Here is a 23,514-nt window from a genome sequence, read left to right on the forward strand (position 1 = left end):
TTACTCCCCGGTGGTCACGAGCGCGGCCGGCAGCACACTCTGCAGGGTCGCCAGCGCACGCATGAGGTGGGTACGGACAGTGACCGTTCGACAGCCGAGCATGTCGGCGATCTGCTCGACGGCCAGGTCCTCGTAGAAGCGCAGGGCGATCACCGCCCGCTGCCGGGGTGGCAGCATCGCGATCACGCGCAGGACCGCGTCCCGGTCGTCCCGTTGAGCCGACTGGTCGGGCGTCGCCGGCAGGAACCCGCTCAGGGTCTCGGCGGGCACCGGGATCGACCGGGCCGCCCGGCGGCGCCGCCAGGACAGGAACTCGTTGACGAGCATGCGCTTCACGTAGAGCTCCGGCGCGTCCATCCGGCTGATCCGCGACCAGCGGGCCTGCACCCGGACCAGGACGTTCTGGGTGATGTCCTCGGCCAGGTGCGGGTCCCAGGTGACCACGGTCGCATAGCGCACCAGATGACCGATGCGGGCGGATACGAACTCTTCGAACGTCACGATGGAAGAACGCTCGCGAGGCCGCCGGTTGTTGACACGGTCGCCACCTGATTTCGAGAAGGGCCACCCGCCCGGGGACAGGTGACCCTCCAGATCGTGATCAACAGCTGCTGACCGTGTCGCCGCCGTCGGCGGCGCAGGTGTCGGTGCCGGTTCCGCCGTTGGCGGTGTCGCCACCGACGCCGTCCTGCACGTCGAGGTGGTCGTTGCCGGCGTCACCGAACGTGGTGTCGGTGCCGTCGTGGTCGATCAGGGTGTCCTGGCCGCCCTGCCCGTCCAGGTCGTCGTTGCCCGGCCCGCCGTCGATGGTGTCGTCGCTGGCGCCACCGTCGATGCCGTCCGTGCCGTCACCACCGTTGATGTTGTCGGCGCCACCGCCGCCGTCGATGACGTCGTTGCCGTTCCCGCCGCTGATGCCGTCGCCGTCGCCGCCGCCGTCGAGGTCGTCGGCGCCGTCACCGCCGTTGATCGTGTCGGTGCCGAGGCCACCGTTGATGGTGTCGGCGCCGTCACCGCCGTTGATGATGTCGGAGTTGTTGCCGCCGTCGATGATGTCGTCCCCGCTGCCGCCCTCGATGGTGTCCGCTCCGCCCAGGGCGTTGATGGTGTCGTTGCCGCCGAGACCGCAGATCACGTCGGCGCCTCCGGTGCCGGTGAGCGTGTCGTTGCCACTGGTCCCGGTGATGGTGCACGCGTCGGCGGTCAGATCGCGCACGAACATGTCGCGTACACCGTTGGTGTCGGAGGCCACCAGGTTGGTCGCGGACGAAGTGAACGCCACATGCTGTCCGTCACCGCTGATGAAGGCGGGGTCCGAGTCACCATCGGCCTCGGCGCCGCCGTTGGTGAGGCTCACGCGTTCGGTCGTCGAGTTCTGACGGTCGCGGACGAACACGTCGAGAACGCTGTTGGTGTCCGACGCGACAAGGTTGGTCGCGGCCGACGGGAAGGCGACGTAGCGGCCGTCGTCACTGATCGACGGGAGGCCCGATTCGGCGTTGGCCTCCGCGCCGCCGCTGGTGAGGTTCACGCGTTCCGTCGTGCCCGCCTGACGGTCCCGCACGAAGGCGTCGAAAGCGCCGTTGGTGTCCGACGCGACGAGGTCGGTGGCCGCCGAATCGAAGGCGACATAGCGGCCGTCGTCACTGATCGAGGCTCGGCCGTTGGTCCCGTCCGCGCTCTGACCGCCACCGCTGGAGACGCTGACACGTTCCGTGGTCGCGGTCTGGAGGATGTGGACGAAGACGTCCGACGTCCCGTTGGTGTCGCTCGGCACGAGGTTGTCCGCGGCGGAGGTGAACGCCACCTGGCCGCCTCCGCCGCTGATGACCGGAAGCGAGACGAAGTCGTTCCCTTGGGCTCCTCCGGAGGAGACGCTGACCCGTACGGTGGTGCCGGCCTGCCGGTCTCGCACGAAGGCATCCGACGTGTCGTTGGTGTCTCCGGTCACCAGGTCATCGGCCACCGATAGGAACGCCACGCGGTTACCGTCGTCGGACACCGTGGGCTGAACCGACGCGCCGTCGGCCTGCCCACCACCGGTGGTGAGGCTGACCCGCTCGGTGGTGCCGGCCTGGCGGTCCCGCAGGAACACGTCACCGGTGGCGTTGGTGTCGCCGGACACGAGATTGTCGGCCTCCGACGTGAAGACCACATACCTTCCGTCGCCACTGATCGCCGAGAGAGCCGAACTGCCGTTCCCCTGGGCGCCGCCGGACGAGACGCTGACCCGCTCGGTGGTGCCGGCCTGGCGGTCGCGCACGAACACGTCCAGGTCGTTGTTGGTGTCGCCGGCGACCAGATTCGTCGCGAAGGAGTCGAACACGATGTAGCGGCCGTCATCGCTCGAAACACCATTGGGGAGATCGGCCGCGCTGTCGGCATCGCCCTGCGTGCCGCCGGTGCTGACGCTGACGCGCTCGGTCCCCACGGCCGCGGCCGCCGGTGAGGTCTCCAGAGCCACCGCGGCCAGCGTCGCCAGGGCGGTGGTCGCGAAGATCGCGCAGAGCCTTGCTGCGAGGCTCCTCCTGCCTGCTGAGGTTGTCCACATGACAACCACGTCCCTTCCCGCCGGGCACACCGCCCGGCTCCGGTAACGGTTGAATGCCGAGGGCTCCAGCGGATTCGGTGATCCGGCCGGCGCCGCACCCACGCACAAGACCACTTCCGGTGCCGCTTGGCGAGACGGAGTTGTTGCGCCAAATGCGACCGCCCCACCGCTGGTGGATCTCGGTGCGCCGGTCGCGAAATGTTGTGAGAGGACCGACCTTTGGCCTCAGCGGCCGCCGTCGAACAGGGCCATCGTCTCGGTCAGGCGTGCGCGCGCCCATTCGTAGTTGCCGGTGCCGGGGAAGTTCCGGTAGGCCGTCTCGATGGTCATGATCAGGACGAGGTAGAGGCAGTACAGGCGCCGGCGGACACGCTCGTCCTCGGTGGCGGGACCGTGGCCGTAGCCACGGATGAAGGCGGACGAATCGCCGTACGCGGGGACCTCGCTGCCGGTGAAGCCGGCCTCGATCAGCGGATCGCCGTAGAAGGCGCGCTCGTGGTCGATGATCGCCACGATCCGGCCGTCGCGGACCATGACGTTGTTGTCCCACATGTCCCACTCGACGAAGCACGGCTCGGTCACCTCGTCGAGACTGCCGGCGTGGGCCGCGATCACCGCGCGGACCTCGGCGTACGGGAAGCCCAGGTCGACCGTGCGGCGTTCGCCGTCGCGGAGCACGCCCTCGATCATCCGGAGGAAGGCGGCCCGCCAGGTCGGATCGCCCGGCCCGTCGAGCGGACCGAAGTGCGGGCCACGGACGGCGTTGAGGTCACGGTTCAGCGCGCCGAGCAGCTCGTTGTAGGCGGCACGTTCCTCGGCCGAGTGCTCGTCGCGGAGCATGCCCAGGTTGTCGCCGGCGATGAACGGCATGAAGAACCAGTCCGCGTCGCACAGCTCCCGGCTCCGGTCGGCGAACTCGATGTCGGGCACGGGGACGGTGGTGTGCTCCCGGACCAGGCGCAGCGCGGCGAGCTCGGTCGCCATCGCGTCGCGCTCGTAGGTCATCACCTCGATGCCCGGCGGCGGGGCGATCTTGAGGACGACCTCGCGGCCGGAGCGCAGCCGGATCCGGTACGCGACGTTGAACCAGCCGTGACCGAGCTCGTCGCACCAGTCGTCGCCGTCCGGGACCTCCTCGGAGCCGTAGGCACGCGCGATCATCGCACGCAGCACGTCCGGGGTCTGCCGGTTCTTGGTGATGCTGTCCACGGCGGCAACCTAGCGTCGCTCACGCCGTACCGGAAAGGTCTTGATCGATTTTGGTTCGCCGCGGCGGGGTGACCGCGAACGCGTTGACGGCGACGACGATGAGGATGCCGAGCCACTCGTGCGGGTGCAGCGCCTGGCCGAGCAGGACCAGCCCGGCCAGGGCGGCGAAGACCGGGTGGACGCTCATCACCACGCCGAAGAAGCGCGGCGGGACGCGGCGCAGGGCGATCAGATCGACCGCGTACGGGATCACCGAGCTGAACACCCCCGCACCGGTCGCGAAGAGCAGGCCCGCGCCGGTCATCCGGCCGGAACCGATCAGCCAGGCCAGCACCGGCAGGTAGAGCAGCACGGAGACGGTGGTCGCGGCGGCGGGCGCCTGCAGGCCCGGCAGTCGCCGGCCGAGCAGGCGGTTGAGCAGGATGTAGGAGGCCCAGCAGACGGCGGCGAGCAGCCCGGAGCCGATCCCGTACCAGTCGCTGCCGCCCTGCGGCAGCACCAGGACATAGACCCCGGCGGCGGCGCCGAAGGCACAGACCAGATCTCTTCCGGTACGGGATCCGGCGAGCGCCACGCTCAGCGGCCCGAGGAACTCCAGCGTGACGGCGAGGCCCAGCCCGACCCGGTCCGCCGCGATGTAGAGGCTCAGATTCATGGTCGCGAAGACCAGGCCGAGCAGGATCGTCGGCCACCACTGCGGCCAGCGGAACCGGTGCAGTGGCGGCCGGCCCACCGGGATCAGCACGGCGGCCGCGACCATCTGGCGGACGGCGACCACCCCGGCCGGGCCGATGCTGCCGAACGCGTGGGCGCCGACGGCCGCGCCGAACTGGCTGCTGGCCGCGCCGATCACCATGGTGGCCAGCCCGCCGGCCAGTCCCCCACCGCCGCGGGTCCGCGCGGGGGCCTCCAGTTGTGCCGTCATGGCCCAATCGAAGCCCGCCGGGGCGCCGGAGAGAAATGCCTTCGCCGCGAGACTTATACGCTGGGCGTATGGATTTGCAGCTGCGTCACCTCCGCGCGCTCGTCGCGGTGGTGGAGGCCGGCACGTTCACCGACGCCGCGACCGATCTGAACACCTCGCAGGCCGCGGTGTCCCGGTCGGTCGCGGCGCTCGAGGAGGCGCTCGGCGTCCGCCTGCTGCAACGCACCACCCGGCACGTCAGCCTGACCGGCACCGGCGCCCAGGTGCTCGCCGGCGCCCGGCGCGTCCTCGACGAGGTGGCCCACCTGCACCGGATCGCCGAGCAGTCCCGCACCGAGTTGCGGGTCGGCTACGCGTGGGCGGCGATGGGCAAGCACACCCGGCGGTTGCAGCGGGCCTGGGCCGGCCTGCGGCCGGGGATTCCGCTGGTGTTCGTGCACACCAACAGCGTCACGGCCGGGCTGAGCGAGGGCGCCGCGGAGATCGCGGTGATCCGCCGGCCGCTGGACGATCCGCGGTTCGCGACCGCGCGGATCGGCGCCGAGGCGCGGTTCGCGGCGGTCTCCACCGAGAACCCGCTGGCCCGGCGGCGGACGCTGCGGGTGGGCGACCTGGCCCGGTACACCGTGGCGATCGACGCGCGGACCGGGACGACGACGCTCGACCTGTGGGAGCCGGGGCCGGCCCCGGCGATGGTCCGCCGCACGCACGGGGTCGACGAGTGGCTGACCCTGATCGCCGCGAACCAGGCGGTCGGGGTCACCTCCGAGGCCACGGCGAACCAGAATCCGCGGCCGGGGGTGGCCTATCGCCGGCTGCGCCAGGTGCCGCCGATCCCGGTCTGGCTCGCCTGGTGGCGCGACGATCCGCCGGCCCTGCTCGACGATCTGATCCGGTTGAGCCAGGCCGCCTACGGCGGGTCGCAGGCGCCCGTCGAGCCGGAGCAGGAGTAGGTGACGGCGCCGGGAGCCGGCCCGGTCAGCGGAAGGATCGCCGGTACGCGGCGGGCGTGGTGTCGAGCGCGGCGCGGAAGCGGCGGCGCAGGTTCACCGCTGAGGACAGCCCGACGCGCTGGGCGATGGCCCCGACCGGGAGGTCGGTCTCCTCGAGCAGGGCGCGGGTGCTGGCAATCCGGCGGTCGAGCAGCCAGCGGCCGGGAGAGACGCCGAGCTGGTCGGTGAAGTGCCGGGTCAGGGTGCGGCGGGAGAGGCCGGCGCGGGCCGCCATGTGGTCCACCGTCAGCGGCTGGTCCAGGCGGGCGGTGATCCAGTCGAGCAGCGGGGCGAGCGAGTCGGGAACCGGGCCGGTGGTCGGCAACCGGGGGAACTGGCGCTGGCTGCCCTCGCGGTGCGGGGCCGCGGCCAGCTGACGGCCGATCCGCATCGCCAGGGCCGCGCCGTGGTCGCGCCGGACCTGGTTGAGGCAGAGGTCGACGGTCGTGGCCGACGCACCGGCGGTGGCCACGTCACCGTGGTCCACGTAGAGCACCGACGCGTCGGACCGGATCAGTGGGTAGCGGGCGGCGAGATCGGCGGTCAGCTCCCAGTGGGTCGCGGCGGCGCGGCCGTCGAGCAGGCCCAGGCTCGCCGGGACGTAGATCCCCGAGCAGATGGCCACGATGCGCGCGCCGCGGCTGTGGGCGGCGCGGACCGCCGCGCCGACCTCCGGGGAGACCTCCGGGCCGGGGCACCAGCCGGGGATGAGGACGGTGTCGGCGGTGGTGAGGGCCTCCAGCCCGTGCTCGACGATCACGTCGACCTCCATGGTGGTCCGGACCGGTCCCGGAGTCTCCGTGCAGAGGGCGAAGTCGTAGTGCGTGGGGATGTCCGGGCCGTGATCGCCGAAGACGGCCGAGGCGCTGGTCACCCGGTACATCTCGAGCGGCGGACCGACCAGGGCGACCACGCGGTGCTTCATGGCCCGAATGTACCCACCGACGTCGTCCTGGGCGCCTGTGGGCGGTTCACCGGCCGCCCACAATTGGTGATCATGAAGCTTGCACTTCTCGATCGGCGACCGCCCGTCGCCACCTCGGACCGGCTGTGGACCAGAGACTTCGCCCTGTTCTTCGGTGCTCGTACGGTGTCCCTGCTCGGTGACGCGATGTTGCCGGTCGTGGCGGCACTGGCCGTCGGCGCGATCCACGGGGTGTCCGGCGTCGGCTACGTGCTGGCGATCTGGACCGCCCCGTTCGTGATCTTCGTGCTGTTCGGCGGGGTCTTCGCCGACCGGGTGGGTGCCCGGACGATGATGATCGGCGCCGACGTCGTCCGGATCCTCACCCAGGGGGTGCTGGCCGTCGCGTTCTTGACCGGGGACCCGCCGCTCTGGCTGCTGCTGTCCGCGTCGTTCCTGTCCGGGACGGCCGCCGCGATGTTCCAGCCGGGCGTGAACGGCATGGTCCCGCTGGTGGCCGCGGATCCGCAGCGCGCGAACGGCACGCTGAAGGTGGCCGAGGCGGCCACCCAGGTCGGCGGCCCGGTCCTCGCGGGTCTGCTGATGGTGCTGGCCGGCGCCGGCACCGTCTACGCCGTCGACGCGGGCACGTTCCTGCTGAGCGCGCTCTGTCTGGCCCTCGTCCGGATTCGACCGCTCGCCCGGGCCGGGAAGCCCTCGACGGTCCTGCTCGATCTGCGCCGGGGCTGGTCGGAGTTCCGTTCCCGCTCCTGGATGTGGTCGGTGATCCTGATCTGGGTGCTCTTCGGCGTCCTGGTCTTCGGGCCGTACATCCCGCTGAGTTCACGCCTGATCGGTGACCGTCTCGGCGACGTCGCGTACGCCTGGGTGATGGCCGGTCTCGGTGCCGGCACGGTCCTCGGTGGACTCGTCGCGATCCGGCTCCGCCCCGCGCGTCCGCTCGCCGCCGGCGGGATCGCCATGTCCGGGTTCGCGTTCATCCCGTTGTCGGTGGCGCTCGAGCTGCCGCTGCCGCTGCTGATGGCGGGTCACCTGGTGGGCGGCGTCGCCTGGGCGTTCTGGTCGGTGATGTGGTCCACGAGTGTGCAGACGCAGGTCGCGCCGGAGGTCCTCAACCGGGTCACCGCCTACGAGGTGGCCGGCTCGGTGGCCGGGATGGCCGTCGGGCAGGCGCTGGTCGGGCCGGTCCTCGGGATCGTCGATCCGCGCACCCTGCTGTTCGTCGCCACCGGCGTCAGTCTCGCTGTCTGCGTGGCGCTGCTGCTCACACCGCCGGTGCGACGCCTGCGCCGGGCTTGACTGTGCGATTCAAAGCGGTGCGATGACGGCTGGTAACGTCATCTGATCACCCGACAATCACCATAAAACCAGCATATCTATTATTAAAGGAGTGCAGCAGTGCGGATCCTGCCCGAGATCTCCCGCACCTTCGGTGAATACCTACTCGTGCCCAACCTCACCGACGAAACCTGCACGCCGGACAATGTCGACCTGTCCACGCCGCTGGTCCGGCACCCGGTCGGCGAGGAGTCCCCGATCCGGATCGCCACCCCGCTGGTCAGCGCGATCATGGGTGCCGTCTCATCGCCGCAGCTCGCGATCGCGCTGGCCCAGGTCGGCGGCATCTCGTTCGTCCATCAGAACCAGCCGATCGACGAGCAGGCCGCCATGGTCTCCGCGGTCAAGAAGCACAAGGCCGGGTTCCGGCACAACGACGTCAACATCAAGCCGACCGCGACGCTCGGCGAGGCCGACGCGCTGTTGCGCTCCACCGGCCGGGCGGTGGCGGTCGTCACCGACGACGGAACTCCGCCCGGGGCGTTCCTCGGGCTGATCACCGCCCAGGACTTCAACTTCCACCGGCACCGCGTCGACGACAGCGTCGAGAGCCGGATGCGCCGCGGCGCCGAGCTCGTGACCGGGACGCCCGGGATGTCGCTGTCGACGGCGAACGAGCTCCTGTGGGACTCGCGCCAGGACGTGCTGCCGATCGTCGGCGCGGACGGCCGGGTCACCGCGCTCGTCCAGCGTCGCGACTACGAGCTGCACAAACAGTTCAGCTACGAGAGCGTCGACGACCACAAGCAGTTCCGGGTGGGCGCCGGCGTCAACACCCGTGACTACCGGGAGCGGATCCCGGCGCTGGTCGAAGCGGGCGCGGACGTGCTCTGCCTGGACTCCTCCGACGGTTACTCCGTCTGGCAGCGGGAGGTCCTCGAGTTCGTCCGGAAGGAGTACGGCGACGCCGTCCGGATCGGCGCCGGCAACGTTGTCGACGCACGCGGATTCGAGTACCTCGCGGACGCCGGCGCCGACTTCGTCAAGGTCGGCATCGGCGGCGGCTCGATCTGCATCACCCGCGACCAGAAGGGCATCGGCCGGGGCCAGGCCTCCGCGCTCGCGGAGATCGTCGCGGCGCGTGACGCCTACACCCAGCGGACCGGGATGTATGTCCCGCTCTGCTCCGACGGCGGGGTGCTGCACGACTCGCACATGGCGATCGCCTTCGCGTTCGGCGCCGACTTCCTGATGCTGGGGCGCTACTTCGCCCGGTTCACCGAGAGCCCCGCGCCCCTGGTCAAGATCCGCGGCCAGGCGTTGAAGGAGTACTGGGGCGAGGGCAGCGCGCGGGCCCGCAACGTCGCCCGTTACGGGCAGGGCACCGAGCTCCACTTCGAGGAGGGTGTCGACGGCTACGTGCCCTACGCGGGCAGCCTGTACGACAACGTCAAGGTCACGCTCGCCAAGCTGCGCTCCACGATGATCAGCTGCGGCTCGACGACGCTGCGCCGGTTCCACGACACGGCGACGCTCGTCCAGGTCTCCCAGCAGACCTTCGTGCAGAACTCCGAGGACGTCGAGCGCAACGAACGCCCCACGGTCGGCTGACCGACGGAACCCGGCCGGCCGCTGAGGGCCGGCCGGGTTCCCCGGGATCAGACGAGGTCGTACCGGTCGTTGTCCATGACCTTGACCCACGCCGCGGCGAAGTCGCGGACGAACTTCTCGCGGGCGTCCGAGCTGGCGTAGACCTCGGCGAGGGCGCGCAGCTGCGAGTTGGAGCCGAAGACCAGGTCGACCGCGGTGGCGGTCCACTTGAGCTCGCCGGTGGTCACGTCGCTGATCTCGTAGACGTGCTCCGTGGACTCCGACGCCCGCCACTTGGCGCCCGGCGCCAGCAGGTTGACGAAGAAGTCGTTGCTGAGCGTGCCGGTCTTATCGTTGGTGAGCACGCCGTGCTGCTTGCCGCCGAAGTTCGCACCGATCGAGCGCAGACCGCCGACCAGGGCGGTCATCTCCGGCGCGGTCAGGTTCAGCATGTACGCCCGGTCGACGAGCAGCACCTCCGGCTGGGTCTTCTCGCCGGAGCGCAGGTAGTTGCGGAAGCCGTCGGCACGCGGCTCCAGGACCTTGAACGACTCGACGTCGGTCTGCTCCTGGGTGGCGTCGGTGCGGCCCGGGTGGAACGGGACGGACACCTCGACGCCGGCGTCCTTCGCGGCCTTCTCGACGGCCGCGGTGCCGGCCAGCACGATCAGGTCGGCGAGCGAGATCTGGGCGCCGCCGGCCGCGTTGAACTCGCGCTGGATGCCCTCGAGCCGCTCGATGACCGGGATCACCGGCTGGTTGACCTCCCAGCTGCGCTGCGGCTCCAGACGGATCCGGGCACCGTTCGCTCCACCGCGCTTGTCGGTGGAGCGGAAGGTGGCGGCCGACGCCCAGGCGGCACCGACCAGCTCAGCGGTGCTCAGGCCGGACTCGAGGACCTTGGCCTTGAGCGCGGCCACGTCCGCGTCGCCGACCAGGGCGCCGGTGACGGCCGGGACCGGGTCCTGCCACAGCTGGGCCTCGGGAACCCACGGGCCGAGGAAGCGGGCGACCGGGCCCATGTCGCGGTGCAGCAGCTTGTACCAGGCCTTGGCGAAGGCGAGCGCGAACTCGTCCGGGTTCTCCAGGAACCGGCGGGAGATCTTCTCGTACGCCGGGTCGACGCGCAGCGACAGGTCGGTCGTCAGCATCGTCGGCAGGTGCTTCTTCGACGGGTCGTGCGCGTCCGGGATGATCGCCTCGGCGTCCTTGGCGACCCACTGCTTGCCGCCACCGGGGCTGGTGGTCAGCTCCCACTCGTACCCGAAGAGGATCTCGAAGAACCGGTTGCTCCACTGGGTCGGCTTGTCGGTCCAGGTGACCTCGAGGCCGCTGGTGATCGTGTCGGCGCCCGCGCCGGAGCCGTGCGTGCTCAGCCAGCCCAGGCCCTGCGCCTCCAGCGGGGCGCCCTCCGGCTCCAGGCCGACGTTGTCGCCGTCGCCGGCGCCGTGGGTCTTGCCGAAGGTGTGGCCACCGGCGATGAGGGCGACGGTCTCCTCGTCGTTCATCGCCATCCGGCGGAAGGTCTCCCGGATGAAGTGCGCCGCGCTGGCCGGGTCGGCGTTCTTGCGCGGGCCTTCCGGGTTGACGTAGATCAGGCCCATCTCGGTCGCGCCGACGCCCTCGGCAAACGTCTTCTCGTCGCTGGCGTACCGCGATTCGCCGAGCCAGGTGTCCTCCTGGCCCCAGATGATCTCCTCCGGCTCCCAGACGTCGGGGCGGCCGAAACCGAAGCCGAAGGTCTTGAAGCCCATCGACTCCAGGGCGACGTTGCCGGCGAGCACCAGCAGGTCGGCCCAGGAGACCTTCTGGCCGTACTTCGCCTTGACCGGCCAGAGCAGGCGGCGGGCCTTGTCCAGGTTCGCGTTGTCCGGCCAGCTGTTGAGCGGGGCGAACCGCTGCCCGCCATCACCGGCGCCGCCGCGGCCGTCGTGGATGCGGTAGGTACCGGCGGCGTGCCAGCTGAGCCGGATCATCAGGCCGCCGTAGTGCCCGAAGTCGGCCGGCCACCAGTCCTGCGAGGTGGTCAGGACGGTGATGATGTCCTTCTTGAGCGCCTCGACGTCGAGCTTCTCGAACTCCTTGGCGTACGAGAAGTCCGGGGCGAGCGGGCTGCCCTTCTGCGAGTGGGCGTGCAGCACCGACAGGTCGAGCTGGTTGGGCCACCAGTCCTGGTTGGTACGCGGACGACCGCCGAGCTTCGGAGTCGGCGAGTCGATCACCGGGTTCTCGCTCTCGCTACCGGTCCCCTGGCCGTGTGCGACCGGGCAGCCGGAGGCTTTGGGTTCTTGGATGTCGCTCATCTGGTTCCTTCCGAACGGGGCAGGCAGTCGGGGCAGGCGCCCCAGTAGACGACCTCCGCCTCGTCGATCACGAACCCGTGATCGTCGGAGGCGGTGAGACAGGGGGCATGGCCGGCCGCGCAGTCGACGTCGGCGATCGCGCCGCACCAGCGGCACACGACGTGGTGGTGGTTGTCACGCACACGCATCTCATAGCGGGCGGTCGCACCAGCAGGCTGGATGCGCCGCACCAGACCCGTGTCGGTGAGCGCACGCAGCACATCGTAGACCGCCTGGTGGGACACCGTCGGGTGATCCGTGCGCACCAGGTCGATCACGGTGTCGGTGTCGACGTGCGGGTGGTCCCGCAGCGCGGCGAGCACCGCCAGTCGTGGCCGTGTCACCCGCAACGAGACCGCTCGCAGCTGTTCCTCGAAGGCGGACGTCACGGGGGAACCATAGTCCCCTTTTCTGGAATGAATCAAGTTTTCTGGCGGGCCTGCCGAGAATTCACTCGAAGTTGGGGACGGCGTCGCGCGGGCAGGGCCGGATCACGGCCGGGCCGCGACCAGGCCGCCGCCAGACGGGCGTAGGGGCCGGGCTCACCCAGCAGCACGTGATGCGGGCCGGACTGGACCAGGCGGCCGTCGGCGAGGACCAGGACCCGGTCGGCGGCCTCGGCCACCGGCATGCGATGCGCGATCGAGACGGTGGTCCGGCCACGGGTCAGCTCGGACAGGGCCCGCTGGACGGCCGCCTCCGTCCCCGGGTCGATGCCGGAGGTCGCCTCGTCGAAGATGACCAGGTCCGGGTCGGCGAGGGCGGTCCGGGCGAGGGCGACGAGCTGACGCTCGCCGATGGAGAGACGATCCCCACGTACGCCGACCCGCGTGTCCAGCCCGTCCGGCAGCGTCGCCAGCCAGTCGGCCAGCCCGAGCCGATGCATGATCCGCAACGCGTCCTCATCGGTGGCGCCGGTGGCACCGAGACGGATGTTGTGGGCGATGCTCGCGTCGAAGAGGAACGGGTCCTGGGGAACGATCACCACCCGGCCGGCCAGGTCGGCGAGCTGCTCGAGCGGCACCCCGCCCAGGTGGATCCGGCCGTCGGACGGCGGGAGGCGCCGGGTGAGCAGCTTGGCGAAGGTCGACTTGCCGGAACCGGTCCGGCCGACCACGGCGACATGCTCGCCCGGCTCGATCCGCACCGAGACGTCGTGCAGCACCGGCGGCCCACCGGGATAGCGGGCCGAGACGTGGTCGAGCCGCACGCCGACCGGACCCGCCGGCAGCGGGACACCGTCGCCGGGCAGGCCGGGCGGCGTGGTGACCAGCTCCAGCGCGCGCCGCCAGCCGGTCAGGGCGTTCTGCGCCTCGCCCAGGCTCTGCACCACGAACTGCAGCGGCCGCACGAAGAACGTCACCAGGAACACCGTCGCGACCACCTGCCCCGAGCTGAGCCGCCCCCACCAGACCCCGCCGAGCAGCACGGTCACGGTCATCGTGGAGATGGCCAGCTCGCCCAGGGAAGCGTTGAGGTGCAGCGGGATCTGGGTGCCGATCAGGCTGTCCCGGGACCGGTCGACCGCCGCGTCGAGTTTGGCGCGGGTCCGGTCCTGGCTGCCGGTGGACCGGATCAGCGGGCCGCCCAGCACCGCCTCGGCGACCGCGCTCTGCAGGGCGGACAGGTCCCGGCGGGCCCGGTCGAAACGGCGGGCGATCAGGCGCTGGGTCCACGCCATCACGGTCAGCAGCACCGCCGTGATCAACAGCACCGGCAGCGCCAGTTGCCAGCTGTAGGCCAGCAGAATGCCGGTGGCGATCAGCAGCTGCGCGATGTTGGTGAGGAACTGGATGCCGCCGCCCTGCAGGAACGTGGTCACCTGGTCGAGGTCGCCGGTCAGGCGGGTCACCAGGTCGGCGCTGGGCGCCCGGTCGGCGGTGGACGCCGCCATGTCGTGGACCCGGCGCAGCCCGTCGCGGCGCAGCCCGGCCAGGGCCTCCTCGACCCGGTCCTGCAGGCGCCGGTTGAGCAGCAGCGACGAGACTCCGGCGAGCAGCACCGCGCCGGCGCCGACCGCGACGGCCGGGCCGACCGTCTCCGGGGCGACGCCGGAGTCGATCACGTGCTGCACGGTCAGCGGCGCGATGATCCGGCCGGCCCCGGCCAGCAGCGCGAGCAGGAACGTCAGCCAGAGGCCCTGCCGCAGTCGCGGCGAGACCCGGATCATGGTCGCGATCAGCCGCCGGGGTCCCGCGCCTTGCAGTCCGGCGAGTACTTCAGTGGACAACTGACCACTCCTCATGGGCGAGTCGTGAGAACGGATCCGGCACCTGGTCCGCGGTGCCGGCGGCGACGATCCGGCCCTCGCGCAGGACCACGATCCGATCGGCGATCTCCACCGGGCCGGGGCGGTTGGTGCTGATCAGCACCGTCGGGCCACCGTCCGCGACCAGCTCGGCCAGTGCCGCCAGGACCTGCCGCTCCACCCGCGCGTCCAGCGCCGACGTCGCGTCGTCGAGCACCAGCAGCCGTGGCTCGCGCAGCAGGGCCCGGGCCAGGCAGACGCGCTGCCGCTGCCCGCCGGAGAGGGTGGCGCCCCGCTCCCCCACCACCGTGTCGAGGCCGTCCGGCAGCCCGCGCACGATCTCGTCGGCGGCGGCCAGCCGCAGCGCGTGCCACAGCTCGTGCTCCCGGCGGGTCCGGCCCAGCTCGAGGTTGTCGCGGATCGACTCGGCGAACAGGAACGGGCTCTGCGACACCACACCGACGTGCGCCGGCACCGCGTCCCGGGCCAGCTCGCGCACGTCGACGCCGTCCAGCAGCACCGATCCGGTGTCCGCGCGGGTCTGCCCGCCGGCCAGGTCGAGCAGGGTGGTCTTGCCCGACCCGACCGCGCCGACCACCACCGTTATCGTGCCGGGTTCGAGAACCAGGTCGAGGTCCGCGGCGATGCGCCGGCCCTGCCGGCTGACGCCGGCGCCGCGCAACTCCACCCGCATCGGCGCCGATCCGGTGAGTGCGAGAGGTCCGTCCTCGGCGAGCTGAGTGCTTTCCAGTACGCCCTGAACCCGCTCCCGCCCGGCCGACGACATCGGCAGCATCGACAGGAATCTGCTGATCACGTTCAACGGGATGGCGATCGTGATCAGCAGATAGACGACGCCGACCAGGTCACCAACGCTGAGCGTGCCCGCCTGCACCCGCGGCGCCCCGAGCACGAGCACGGCCAGGACCGCCGCCGTCGGCAGCAGTTCGAGCAGCGGGTCGAAGAGCGAGCTGACCGAGGCCATCCGCAGGGCCGCGGTCCGCAGCCGCCGCACGCCCGGCGTGAACCGGGCGTCCTCGACCTCGATCAGCCCGAGGCCGCGTACCACCGGACCGCCCTCGATCGACTCGTGCGCGAGCCCACTCACGACGCCCCGGGCGGCCTGGGCCTCGCGGGCCCGCGGCGCGAGCAGCCGCTGATAGGTCACGTTCAGGGCGAGCACCAGCCCGACCAGGGCCAGTCCGGCCAGGCCGAGCGCCAGGGCCCGGCGGAACAGCTCGGTGAGGGCGAGCAGCAGCATGAACACCATGCCGACGGCGAAGTAGGCGAACTGCATCGGTGACCAGAGCGCGTCCACGTCGCCGGCCGCGTGCGCGAGCAGCTTCCCGGGCGCTCGGTCCCGGTGCCAGTCGGGATGCAGGTCGAGGTAGCGGCGCACCACGGCACGACGGGTCTCGGCCTGGGCGCGGTACTGGACGCGCCCGGTGGCGATCCCGCGTACCAGGATGGTGACCCACCGTGTCGCGGAGACACCGAGGATGAACAGCGCGCTCAGCCACCACGTGCTCGCCGGCACGTCCTCGCCGGCCAGCGCCGGGATCACCAGATGGTCGGTCGCCCAGGCGATCGCCGAGGCACCGGCCACCATCGTCGATCCGTTGATCAGCCCGGCGACCGTGGCGGCGAGCGCCGTCCCCGGATCGGTCCGGGCGCCGGCGAACTGAGCCGCCAGGGCGGACTTCCGGCGCAGGTCAGGCGCGGCCACGGCGACCCGGGATCGCGCCGGAGCCTGGGGCGGTCACGCGTAGGTCCTCTCGGTGCGGGCGATCAGGGCCCGGTTGCGCAGGCGTTCCAGGAAGAGGACGACCGTGGCGGCGACGGTGCGGTGGCTCTGGTCGTTTAGCACGTCGTGCTGCGCGTCGGCGATGCTGACGAGATCGGCGCGGGGCACGGTGGCGTACCAGTCGCGGACACCGTCGAGCGGGCTGATCGGATCCGCCGTTCCGTGCAGGCCCAGGACCGGGACGGTGATCTCACCGGGGAGGTCCGGATCGAACCAGTCGGCGGGCAGGTCCGTGAAGAGCTCGCCGGGGCGTACCCCGGACTCGCTGATCCGGCCCCGGTGGGTGGGGCAGGAGGTGCGGGCGTCGAGCTCGCCGGCCCAGTCCCGGCTCGCGGTCGCCCGCGGCGAGGCCGGCAGGCCGGCCAGGATCAGCGCGGAGGCGCGGGGCAGGCGGTGGCTCGCGGCCAGCAGCGCGGCGTACGCGGCTCCGGCGTCCGAACCGACCACGATCCGTGGCTTCGCCGGATCGGCGGCGTCCAGCAACGCGACCAGTTGCTCCCGCGCCCGGACCGGATCGTCGGTGGGTGCGGTGATCGCGTGCACCCGGTACGCGTCGGATGCCAGCCGGCGGCCGAAGCGCTCGTAGACCCGGGCGGACTCGCCGCGCCCGGGGAGAAGGACCAACGTTCCACGCAACGGGATCGGGTCGGGTTCGATCCAGGTGTGGACGGTGTCCTCGAAGGCGAGTGTCATCGGGGGCCTTCCCGGTAGTAAACTCTACAACGCCCACCAAGCTAGTAGGCTTTTGCTCCGGCTGTCCAACCACAATCGCGAGCACGAGCCATCACGGCTGCTCATCAATCCGATCGGAAATCGAAGTTGGACACCCTCGACGGCCGGCAACCATGCTGACCTGCATGACCTCGGCATCAACCCCCACCGAAACCATCGCCGGTGCCGATCATCCCGCTCGCTATGTGGTGATCGGGGCGGGCGCGGTCGGCGCGTCGATCGCCGCCGAGCTGCACCGGTCCGGGGTGGAGACGCTGCTGGTCGCCCGCGGCGCCCAGCTCGCCGCGCTGCGCGAGCACGGCCTGACCTACGTACGGCCGGACGGCTCCCACCGGCTGCGCATCCCGGTCGCCGCCGGGCCGGACGAGGTGGAACTGACCGAGCACGACGTGCTGCTGCTGGCCACCAAGAGCCAGGACACCGCCGGGGCGGCGGCCGAGTGGGCGTGGCGGCCGGTCAAACGCACCGACGGCGGCACCGGTGTCGCGGCGGCCGAGCTGCCGCTGGTCACCCTGCAGAACGGCCTCGCCAACGAGCGGACCGCGCTGCGCTGGTTCGACCGGGTGATCGGCGGCGTCGTGTGGATCCCGGCGACCTACGTGGTACCCGGCGAGATCGTCAACCACGGCCACCCGGTGCCGGCCGTGCTCTTCCTGGGTGAATACCCGAACGGGACCGGCGCGGTCACCGAACGGATCGCGACCGGGCTGCGCAAGGGCGGGTTCACCGTCCACCCGGTCCCGGACATCACCGCACACAAGGCCGCCAAGCTGCTCGGGAACCTGGTCAACACGCTCGACGCGCTGTACCCGCCGAGCGCGCTGCGCGACGCCGCGCTGGAGACGCTGCGCGCCGAGGCCCGGGCCGTCTACGCCGCCGCCGGGATCGTCCCGGCCACCCCGGACCAGAGCGGCTTCACCGTCGCCGAGATCGCCACGCACCCCCGGGCCGGCAACTCGACCCGGCAGAGCCTCACCCGCGCCGCGCTGCCCGAGACCGACTACCTCGACGGCGAGATCGTGCTGCTCGGACGCCTGCACGGGGTGCCGACACCGGCCGCCGCCGCGATCCAGGCCCGCGTCCACCGGGCGATCGCCGAGGCCACCCGGGCCGGTTCGCTGGACGACGCCGATCTCGCCGCCACCCTGCCCGCCCCTTCCGAGGCCGCCGGGGGCGACCCGCCGGTCGTGCTGGTCGGCGCGGACGAGGTGTACCGGCGGGCGGCACAGGCCAATCCGCCGGTGCTGCTGGACGTCCGATGGGCGCCGGGAGACCCGGACGGCGAGCGGCGTTACCGGGACGGGCACCTGCCCGGGGCGGTCCAGGTGGATCTGGACACCGATCTCGGCGGGCGGCACGAGACCGGTGCGGGGCCGCGCCCGCTGCCCTCGCCGCGCAGGCTCCAGGCGGCGGCACGGCGGTGGGGAATCCGGCGGGACACCACGGTCGTCGTCTACGACGACAACGGCGGGCCGGCCGCCGCCCGGGCCTGGTGGCTGCTGCGGTGGGCCGGCGTTCCCGACGTACGCGTCCTCGACGGTGGTCTCGCGGCGTGGCGCGACGCCGGCTTCGCCGAGGCCGCCGGGTCCGCACGGCCTCGCGCGGCCGGAGACATCGAGCTCGACGGTGGCCACCTGCCGGTGCCGGCAGCGGACGGGATGGCCACCCGTGGCGGCCGGGAATCTGTCCAGGCGACTGCCCATCGCTGAGCGCCCACTCCGCTTACGGCGGCCACCGCCGCGTCAAGGGTCCGCACAACCTTCGTGACGCGACGGTGGCTGATTGCCGCTCACGGAGAAGACCACACCGTCACAGCAACCAAAGAGAACCCCGCTGAAGGATCAGAGCGGGCTGAGGGTCCAGTGCTGGTTCTTGCCGCCCCAACAGTGGTATTGCATGACATTGGCGAAGTCAGCACTCTCACCACCAGCACCCCGGCCGTCGACATCGACCAGTCGCCAGCGCTGGTTGTCGCCGCCCCAACAGTGGTACTGCATGACATTGGCGAAGTCGGCATTCTCACCACCAGCACCCCGGCCGTCGACATCAAGGCACTTGTCACTGTGCTGGGCCCGTATCTCGTAGTAGCCATTGCCCGCCTCGACAAACTTCCAGTGCTGGTTGTTGCCGCCCCAACATCGGTACTGCATGACGTCGGCAAGGTCGGCATTTGCACCACCGGATCCCCGGCCGTCGACATCAAGGCACTTGCCGCTGTGCTGGGCTCGTAACTCGTAATACCGGTTCGGCTCAGGTGCCGCCGTGGTCGCGTCGGCCCGCACCGGGCCGACCAGGATCGTCGTGGCCACGGCCCCCGTGCCGACGATTGCGAATAGTGTTCGCCGAAAAGACTTACTGTTCACCATTGATCCTTTGCGTCGGATACCAGTGTTCCGCATTCCGTCAGGTTGCGATCGCCTACAATCACACGGTGCTGACGAGCCCAAAACTTGGGGACCATCACCGTAACCGGTAAAGAAATGACATGAAGCCGACCGCAACAAGACTGTGGGAAATTCACAGAATATCCCAACCGTGCGGAGGCCAGAACGATTATGCAGTCACGAATCCGACGGCCCGGCTGGAGCTGGTACATGTGAACGCCGTCAGGCAGCTGAGCGATGAACCTGTTGTCGGCTCGCGACACCTCTGCCGATTCGTCGGAATATGGGGAGAACGAAAACGGGCCCGCTAAATGCGGTCAACTGCGGGGACTCCGGGTCCTCGTACTGATAGGTGGCGGCATTGTTCCGACAGCGTCGATCAACAGCCATCGCCCGGCAGAGTGACGATCCGGGCGCCGAAGCGGCGGCCGGCCGGTCCCGGCAGGTGTGACCCAGTCCCGAGCTGCGGGAAGCCGCCGCCGGGCCGGCACACCATGTCGGTAATGTGCGAGCCGCGTTAAGCACTGGTCAACACCGCCCGACGAAAGATTGCCCTGGATATCGTGACAACCGCAGCGATCTCGACCGACCTCGTCCAGAGCCTGAGCCGGGCGGGCGTGCCCGACGTGCTGACCGATTCCGCGCACCGCGCGGCGTATGCCAGCGACGCCTCGTTGTACCGGATCGTGCCGCAGGCGATCGTCCGGCCGCGCCACGACGACGACGTGCTGGCCACCCTGGCGGTCTGCCGCGAGCTCGGGATCCCGATCACCGCCCGGGGCGCGGGCACCTCGGTCGCCGGCAACGCGATCGGGCCGGGCGTGATCCTGGACTTCAGCCGGCACATGAACAAGGTGCTCGACGTCGACGGCGACACCCGCACGGCACGGGTGCAGGCGGGGACCGTCCAGGCCACGTTGCAGGCGGCGGCCCGGCCGTTCGGGCTGCGGTTCGGGCCGGATCCCTCAACGCACACGCGCTGCACGATCGGCGGCATGATCGGGAACAACTCGTGCGGGTCGCGGACCCTCGGTTACGGGCGGACCTCGGACAACACGGTCGCGCTCACCGCGTTCACGATCGACGGCGAACGCCTGGTCACCGGGCCGGAGCTCAGCGGGGCCGACAAGACCGTCGCTCGGCTGCGGGACGTGATCGGGGCGAATCTCGCGGTGGGCCGGACCGAGTTCGGCCGTTTCGGGCGGCAGGTCTCCGGCTACGCCGTCGAGCACCTGCTGCCGGAGAACGGGTTCAACCTCACCGAGTTCCTGGTCGGCAGCGAGGGCACCCTCGCGGTCGTCACCGAGGCAACGGTACGCCTGGTCGCCGACCCGAAGCACCGCACGCTCGTGGTCCTCGGCTACCCGGACTTCGGCACCGCCGGCGACATCATCCCGAGCATCCTGGAGTTCCAGCCGACCGCGTGCGAGGGCCTGGACCACCGGATCTGCGAGCTGGTCCGCAGCCGCCGCGGGCCGGACGCGGTGCCGCCGCTGCCGGGTGGCACGGCCTGGCTGATGGTCGAGATCGCCGGTGACGACCCGGACGAGGTGCGTGATCGCGTCACCCGGCTGATCGCGGCGGCGCAGGCGATCGACTCGCGGGTCGTCGCGGACCCCGCCGAGGCCGCACCGCTCTGGAAGATCCGTGAGGACGGGGCCGGGCTGGCCGGGCGCGCGCCGAGCGGGCTGCCCGCCCACGCCGGCTGGGAGGATTCGGCGGTGCCGCCCGCGAAGATCGGGGCGTACCTGCGGGACTTCGACGCGCTGACCGAGCGGCACGGGCTGAGCTCGATGCCGTACGGGCACCTCGGCGACGGGTGCGTGCACGTGCGGCTGGACTTCCCGCTGGACAAGCCGGGCGGGCCGGGGAAGTTCCGGGCGTTCCTGGAGGAAGCGGCGGATCTCGTGGTCAGCTACGGCGGCTCGCTCTCCGGCGAGCACGGGGACGGCCGGGCGCGCAGTGAGCTGCTGAGCCGGATGTACTCGCCGGCAGCGATGGACCTGTTCCGGCAGATCAAGCACACGTTCGACCCGAACAACCTGCTCAACCCGGGCAATCTGGTCGACCCGGATCCGGTGGACACGAACATCCGGGTGTCTCAGGCCCGGCCGGTGCGGACCGAGCTGGCGTTGGCCTACCACCACGACGGCGGGGACTTCAACCAGGCCGTGCACCGGTGCACGGGGGTGGGCAAGTGCCGGGTGGACACCACGGTGCTCGGCGGGGTGATGTGCCCGTCGTTCCTCGCCACCAAGAACGAGAAGGACTCGACGCGCGGGCGGGCTCGCGTGCTCCAGGAGATGCTCGACGGGGACCTCGCGCCGGACTGGCGGGCCGAGGCCGTACACGATGCGCTTGATCTCTGTCTGTCCTGCAAGGGATGCGCCTCGGACTGTCCGACCGGGATCGACATGGCCGCGTACAAGTCCGAGGTGCTGCACCAGAGCTTCAAGGGGCGGGTGCGGCCGCGGTCGCACTATTCGCTCGGCTGGCTGCCGCGCTGGTCCCGGCTGGCCTCCCGGTTCCCCCGCCTGGCGAATCTGATGACCAGCCTGCCCGGGATCCGCGGGCTCGCGCTCTACGCGGCCGGTGTCGACAAGCGCCGCTCGATCCCGACCTTCGCCGACAAGACGTTCCGGTCGACGTTCAAGGGCGGCGGGACCGGCACGCCGGTCATCCTCTTCGTGGACAGCTTCACCGACCACTTCTCGCCCGAGATCGCGCGGGCCGCGGTGGACCTGCTGGTGGACGCGGGCTACGCGCCGCAGGTGACCAGCCGGAAGGCGTGCTGCGGCCTGACCTGGATCACCACCGGCCAGCTCGACGCCGCGAAGCGCATCCTCGGTACGACCGTGAACGAGCTGCACCAGGCGGTCCGCAAGGGCATCCCGATCGTCGGGCTGGAGCCGTCCTGCACCGGGGTGCTCCGCGGCGACGCGGTCGAACTGGTCGGCGGCGACGCGGCCCGGGAGGTCGCCGCGGCGACGAAGACGGTGGCCGAACTGCTCGCCGCAACTCCCGGCTGGACTCCCCCGTCCCTCGCGGGGGTACGGGTCATCGCCCAGCCGCACTGTCACCACCACGCCGTGATGGGCTGGGAGGCCGACGCCAAACTCCTGAAGAGCGCCGGGGCGACGGTGAAGCGCCTCGGCGGGTGCTGCGGCCTGGCCGGCAACTTCGGGGTGGAGCGCGGGCACTACGAGGTGTCTGTCGCCGTCGCCGAGCAGCAGCTCCTGCCCGCCCTGGAGAAGGCCGAGGAGGGCGACATCTTCCTGGCCGACGGGTTCTCCTGCCGGACGCAGGCGGACGACCTGGCCGACGTCGAGGGCGTGCACCTGGTCCAGCTGCTCGCCGACGCGCTGCCGGCCCGCAAGCGCTGATCCGGACGCCCCGCCGGTCGCCGCCGAGTGCGCGGCGGCCGCGCGGTGGCCTGGCGCGCGCATGGTCGAATGGGGCATGCTGCTCGCCCCGATGCTCGCGGCCGCGATGGCGGCCGGGCCGGTCTGCCGGATCGACGACAAGCGTACGGACGAGCTGTCCGGGCTGGTCGCGACCGCTGACGGCTATGTGGTGGTCAACGACGGGGCCGACGAGGCCTCGCACCGGAAGATCTTCTACCTGAGGAAGGACTGCTCGGTACGGCGGACGGTGTCGTTCCCGTCACGGCCGCGGGACACCGAGGATCTGCAGCTCGGGCCGGACGGCACACTCTGGGTGGCCGACATCGGCGACAACGGCTCGAAGCGCGAGACGATCGGGTTGTGGAAGGTCGCACCGGGGTCGTCGAAGCCCCGCCTCTACCGGATGGCCTACCCCGACGGGGCGCACGACGCGGAGGCGCTGCTGATCGCGCCGGACGGGACGCCGATCGTGGTGACCAAGTCACCGGGGGCGGCCGGGCTGTACACGCCGGACGGAGCGCTGAAGTCCGGCGCGACGACACCGCTGAAGAAGGCCGGCGACGTCTCGGTGCCGATCACCACGACCGCCAATCCGTACGGATTCGCCGGGCGGCTGCTGGTCACCGGCGCGGCGAGCAGCCCGGACGGTTCGCGCGTGGTGCTACGGACCTATGCGGACGCTTTCGAGTACGACGTGACCGGCGGGAAGGTGGTCGAGGCGCTCGTCTCCGGCACGCCACGGACGATCCCGCTGCCCGACGAACCGCAGGGCGAGTCGGTGGCGTACACGACCGATGGGACGGCGCTGCTGACCGTTTCCGAGGGGTCCGAGCCGAGCCTGATCAGCTATCCGCTGCCGTCCCCGCCGGAGCCCGCACCGTCACCTTCACCGTCGCGGACCCAGCCGGTGCTGGCGCAGAAGGCGACGGTCGACGAGTCCTCCCGGCTCCCGCTCGTGCTCTTCCTGCTGGCCGGCACGGGTCTGGTCCTCGCCGCCGCGGTCGCGCTGGTGCGCCGCCGCCGGCCCGGCTCCGGTCGTACCGGAGAGTAGGGAAACCCGGCCCCCGGACGGCCCGGCGCCGGAGGGGGATTTGTGCCCCGAAGGCGGGAGATCTGCGCTGGACAGGGTG

17 protein-coding genes are annotated in these 23,514 nt (G+C 71.2%); 6 read left to right on the top strand and 11 right to left on the bottom strand.

The genetic code is table 11. The features are described from left to right. The 4 genes from CHC09_RS30395 to CHC09_RS30415 form a co-directional block, all read right to left on the bottom strand. Positions 1–501 carry a SigE family RNA polymerase sigma factor gene (locus CHC09_RS30395; RefSeq protein WP_089296670.1) on the bottom strand — a complete coding sequence of 167 codons (501 nt, stop codon included), beginning with the start codon at positions 499–501 and terminating at the stop codon, positions 1–3. A gap of 100 nt (positions 502–601) precedes the next feature. Further along, the gene (locus tag CHC09_RS30400) at positions 602–2,551 is read right to left on the bottom strand and encodes a calcium-binding protein (protein ID WP_143232667.1); all 1,950 of its coding nucleotides are present in this window, start codon (positions 2,549–2,551) and stop codon (positions 602–604) included. 225 nt (positions 2,552–2,776) lie between these two features. Beyond that, positions 2,777–3,760: a phosphotransferase family protein gene (locus CHC09_RS30410; protein ID WP_089296673.1), complete on the bottom strand. Its 984-nt coding sequence runs from the start codon at positions 3,758–3,760 to the stop codon at positions 2,777–2,779. Between the two features lie 19 nt (positions 3,761–3,779). After that, on the bottom strand, positions 3,780–4,685 hold the full coding sequence (locus CHC09_RS30415) for an EamA family transporter (protein ID WP_089296674.1): 906 nt from the start codon (positions 4,683–4,685) through the stop codon (positions 3,780–3,782). A gap of 68 nt (positions 4,686–4,753) precedes the next feature. On the opposite strand from CHC09_RS30415, the gene CHC09_RS30420 reads away from it, so the two are divergent. Beyond that, positions 4,754–5,638, top strand: coding sequence for a LysR family transcriptional regulator (locus CHC09_RS30420; RefSeq protein WP_089296675.1), 885 nt, complete (start codon positions 4,754–4,756; stop codon positions 5,636–5,638). Positions 5,639–5,663: 25 nt separating this feature from the next. Here the strand turns inward: CHC09_RS30420 and CHC09_RS30425 are convergent, their stop codons facing one another. Beyond that, the gene (locus tag CHC09_RS30425) at positions 5,664–6,602 is read right to left on the bottom strand and encodes a GlxA family transcriptional regulator (RefSeq protein ID WP_089296741.1); all 939 of its coding nucleotides are present in this window, start codon (positions 6,600–6,602) and stop codon (positions 5,664–5,666) included. 72 nt (positions 6,603–6,674) lie between these two features. Between CHC09_RS30425 and CHC09_RS30430 the strand changes: the two genes are divergently transcribed. Together CHC09_RS30430 and CHC09_RS30435 are read left to right on the top strand one after the other, a co-directional pair. After that, positions 6,675–7,901 carry an MFS transporter gene (locus tag CHC09_RS30430; protein ID WP_089296742.1) on the top strand — a complete coding sequence of 409 codons (1,227 nt, stop codon included), beginning with the start codon at positions 6,675–6,677 and terminating at the stop codon, positions 7,899–7,901. A gap of 99 nt (positions 7,902–8,000) precedes the next feature. After that, positions 8,001–9,491 (top strand): IMP dehydrogenase, encoded by a 1,491-nt coding sequence (locus CHC09_RS30435; protein ID WP_089296676.1) that lies wholly within the window; start codon positions 8,001–8,003, stop codon positions 9,489–9,491. A gap of 47 nt (positions 9,492–9,538) precedes the next feature. Here the strand turns inward: CHC09_RS30435 and katG are convergent, their stop codons facing one another. From katG to CHC09_RS30460, 5 genes are read right to left on the bottom strand one after another with little or no spacing between them, the layout of a single operon-like run. Continuing rightward, entirely contained in the window at positions 9,539–11,773 is a 2,235-nt protein-coding gene (gene katG, locus CHC09_RS30440; RefSeq protein WP_089296677.1) for a catalase/peroxidase HPI, read from the bottom strand. After that, positions 11,770–12,201, bottom strand: a complete 432-nt coding sequence (locus tag CHC09_RS30445) for a Fur family transcriptional regulator (RefSeq protein WP_089296678.1) — start codon at positions 12,199–12,201, stop codon at positions 11,770–11,772. The genes katG and CHC09_RS30445 overlap by 4 nt, the downstream gene beginning before the upstream one ends. 32 nt (positions 12,202–12,233) lie before the next feature. Next, positions 12,234–14,042, bottom strand: a complete 1,809-nt coding sequence (locus CHC09_RS30450) for an ABC transporter ATP-binding protein (protein WP_203833251.1) — start codon at positions 14,040–14,042, stop codon at positions 12,234–12,236. After that, entirely contained in the window at positions 14,032–15,786 is a 1,755-nt protein-coding gene (locus CHC09_RS30455) for an ABC transporter ATP-binding protein (protein ID WP_089296680.1), read from the bottom strand. The genes CHC09_RS30450 and CHC09_RS30455 overlap by 11 nt, the downstream gene beginning before the upstream one ends. Positions 15,787–15,819: 33 nt before the next feature. Beyond that, the gene (locus CHC09_RS30460; protein ID WP_089296681.1) at positions 15,820–16,557 is read right to left on the bottom strand and encodes an alpha/beta hydrolase; all 738 of its coding nucleotides are present in this window, start codon (positions 16,555–16,557) and stop codon (positions 15,820–15,822) included. 164 nt (positions 16,558–16,721) lie between these two features. On the opposite strand from CHC09_RS30460, the gene CHC09_RS30465 reads away from it, so the two are divergent. Continuing rightward, the gene (locus CHC09_RS30465; RefSeq protein ID WP_179277347.1) at positions 16,722–18,305 is read left to right on the top strand and encodes a 2-dehydropantoate 2-reductase N-terminal domain-containing protein; all 1,584 of its coding nucleotides are present in this window, start codon (positions 16,722–16,724) and stop codon (positions 18,303–18,305) included. Between the two features lie 132 nt (positions 18,306–18,437). Here the strand turns inward: CHC09_RS30465 and CHC09_RS30470 are convergent, their stop codons facing one another. Next, positions 18,438–18,959, bottom strand: coding sequence for an RICIN domain-containing protein (locus CHC09_RS30470; protein ID WP_203833250.1), 522 nt, complete (start codon positions 18,957–18,959; stop codon positions 18,438–18,440). Positions 18,960–19,543: 584 nt separating this feature from the next. Here CHC09_RS30470 and CHC09_RS30475 point away from each other — a divergent pair. Together CHC09_RS30475 and CHC09_RS30480 are read left to right on the top strand one after the other, a co-directional pair. Further along, positions 19,544–22,363 carry an FAD-binding and (Fe-S)-binding domain-containing protein gene (locus CHC09_RS30475; protein WP_089296684.1) on the top strand — a complete coding sequence of 940 codons (2,820 nt, stop codon included), beginning with the start codon at positions 19,544–19,546 and terminating at the stop codon, positions 22,361–22,363. A gap of 61 nt (positions 22,364–22,424) precedes the next feature. After that, positions 22,425–23,435, top strand: coding sequence for a hypothetical protein (locus CHC09_RS30480; protein ID WP_089296685.1), 1,011 nt, complete (start codon positions 22,425–22,427; stop codon positions 23,433–23,435). Positions 23,436–23,514: the final 79 nt, after the last annotated feature.

Source organism: Actinoplanes regularis, assembly GCF_900188005.1.
GTDB lineage: Bacteria > Actinomycetota > Actinomycetes > Mycobacteriales > Micromonosporaceae > Actinoplanes > Actinoplanes regularis.

Excerpts from the sequence above, each read along its gene's own strand:
- CHC09_RS30415 (WP_089296674.1), bottom strand. The coding sequence starts at position 4,685 with ATGACGGCACAACTGGAGGCCCCCGCGCGGACCCGCGGCGGTGGGGGA.
- CHC09_RS30420 (WP_089296675.1), top strand. The coding sequence starts at position 4,754 with ATGGATTTGCAGCTGCGTCACCTCCGCGCGCTCGTCGCGGTGGTGGAG.
- CHC09_RS30480 (WP_089296685.1), top strand. The coding sequence starts at position 22,425 with ATGGTCGAATGGGGCATGCTGCTCGCCCCGATGCTCGCGGCCGCGATG.
- CHC09_RS30400 (WP_143232667.1), bottom strand. The coding sequence starts at position 2,551 with ATGTGGACAACCTCAGCAGGCAGGAGGAGCCTCGCAGCAAGGCTCTGC.
- katG (WP_089296677.1), bottom strand. The coding sequence starts at position 11,773 with ATGAGCGACATCCAAGAACCCAAAGCCTCCGGCTGCCCGGTCGCACAC.
- CHC09_RS30465 (WP_179277347.1), top strand. The coding sequence starts at position 16,722 with ATGACCTCGGCATCAACCCCCACCGAAACCATCGCCGGTGCCGATCAT.
- CHC09_RS30460 (WP_089296681.1), bottom strand. The coding sequence starts at position 16,557 with ATGACACTCGCCTTCGAGGACACCGTCCACACCTGGATCGAACCCGAC.
- CHC09_RS30425 (WP_089296741.1), bottom strand. The coding sequence starts at position 6,602 with ATGAAGCACCGCGTGGTCGCCCTGGTCGGTCCGCCGCTCGAGATGTAC.
- CHC09_RS30430 (WP_089296742.1), top strand. The coding sequence starts at position 6,675 with ATGAAGCTTGCACTTCTCGATCGGCGACCGCCCGTCGCCACCTCGGAC.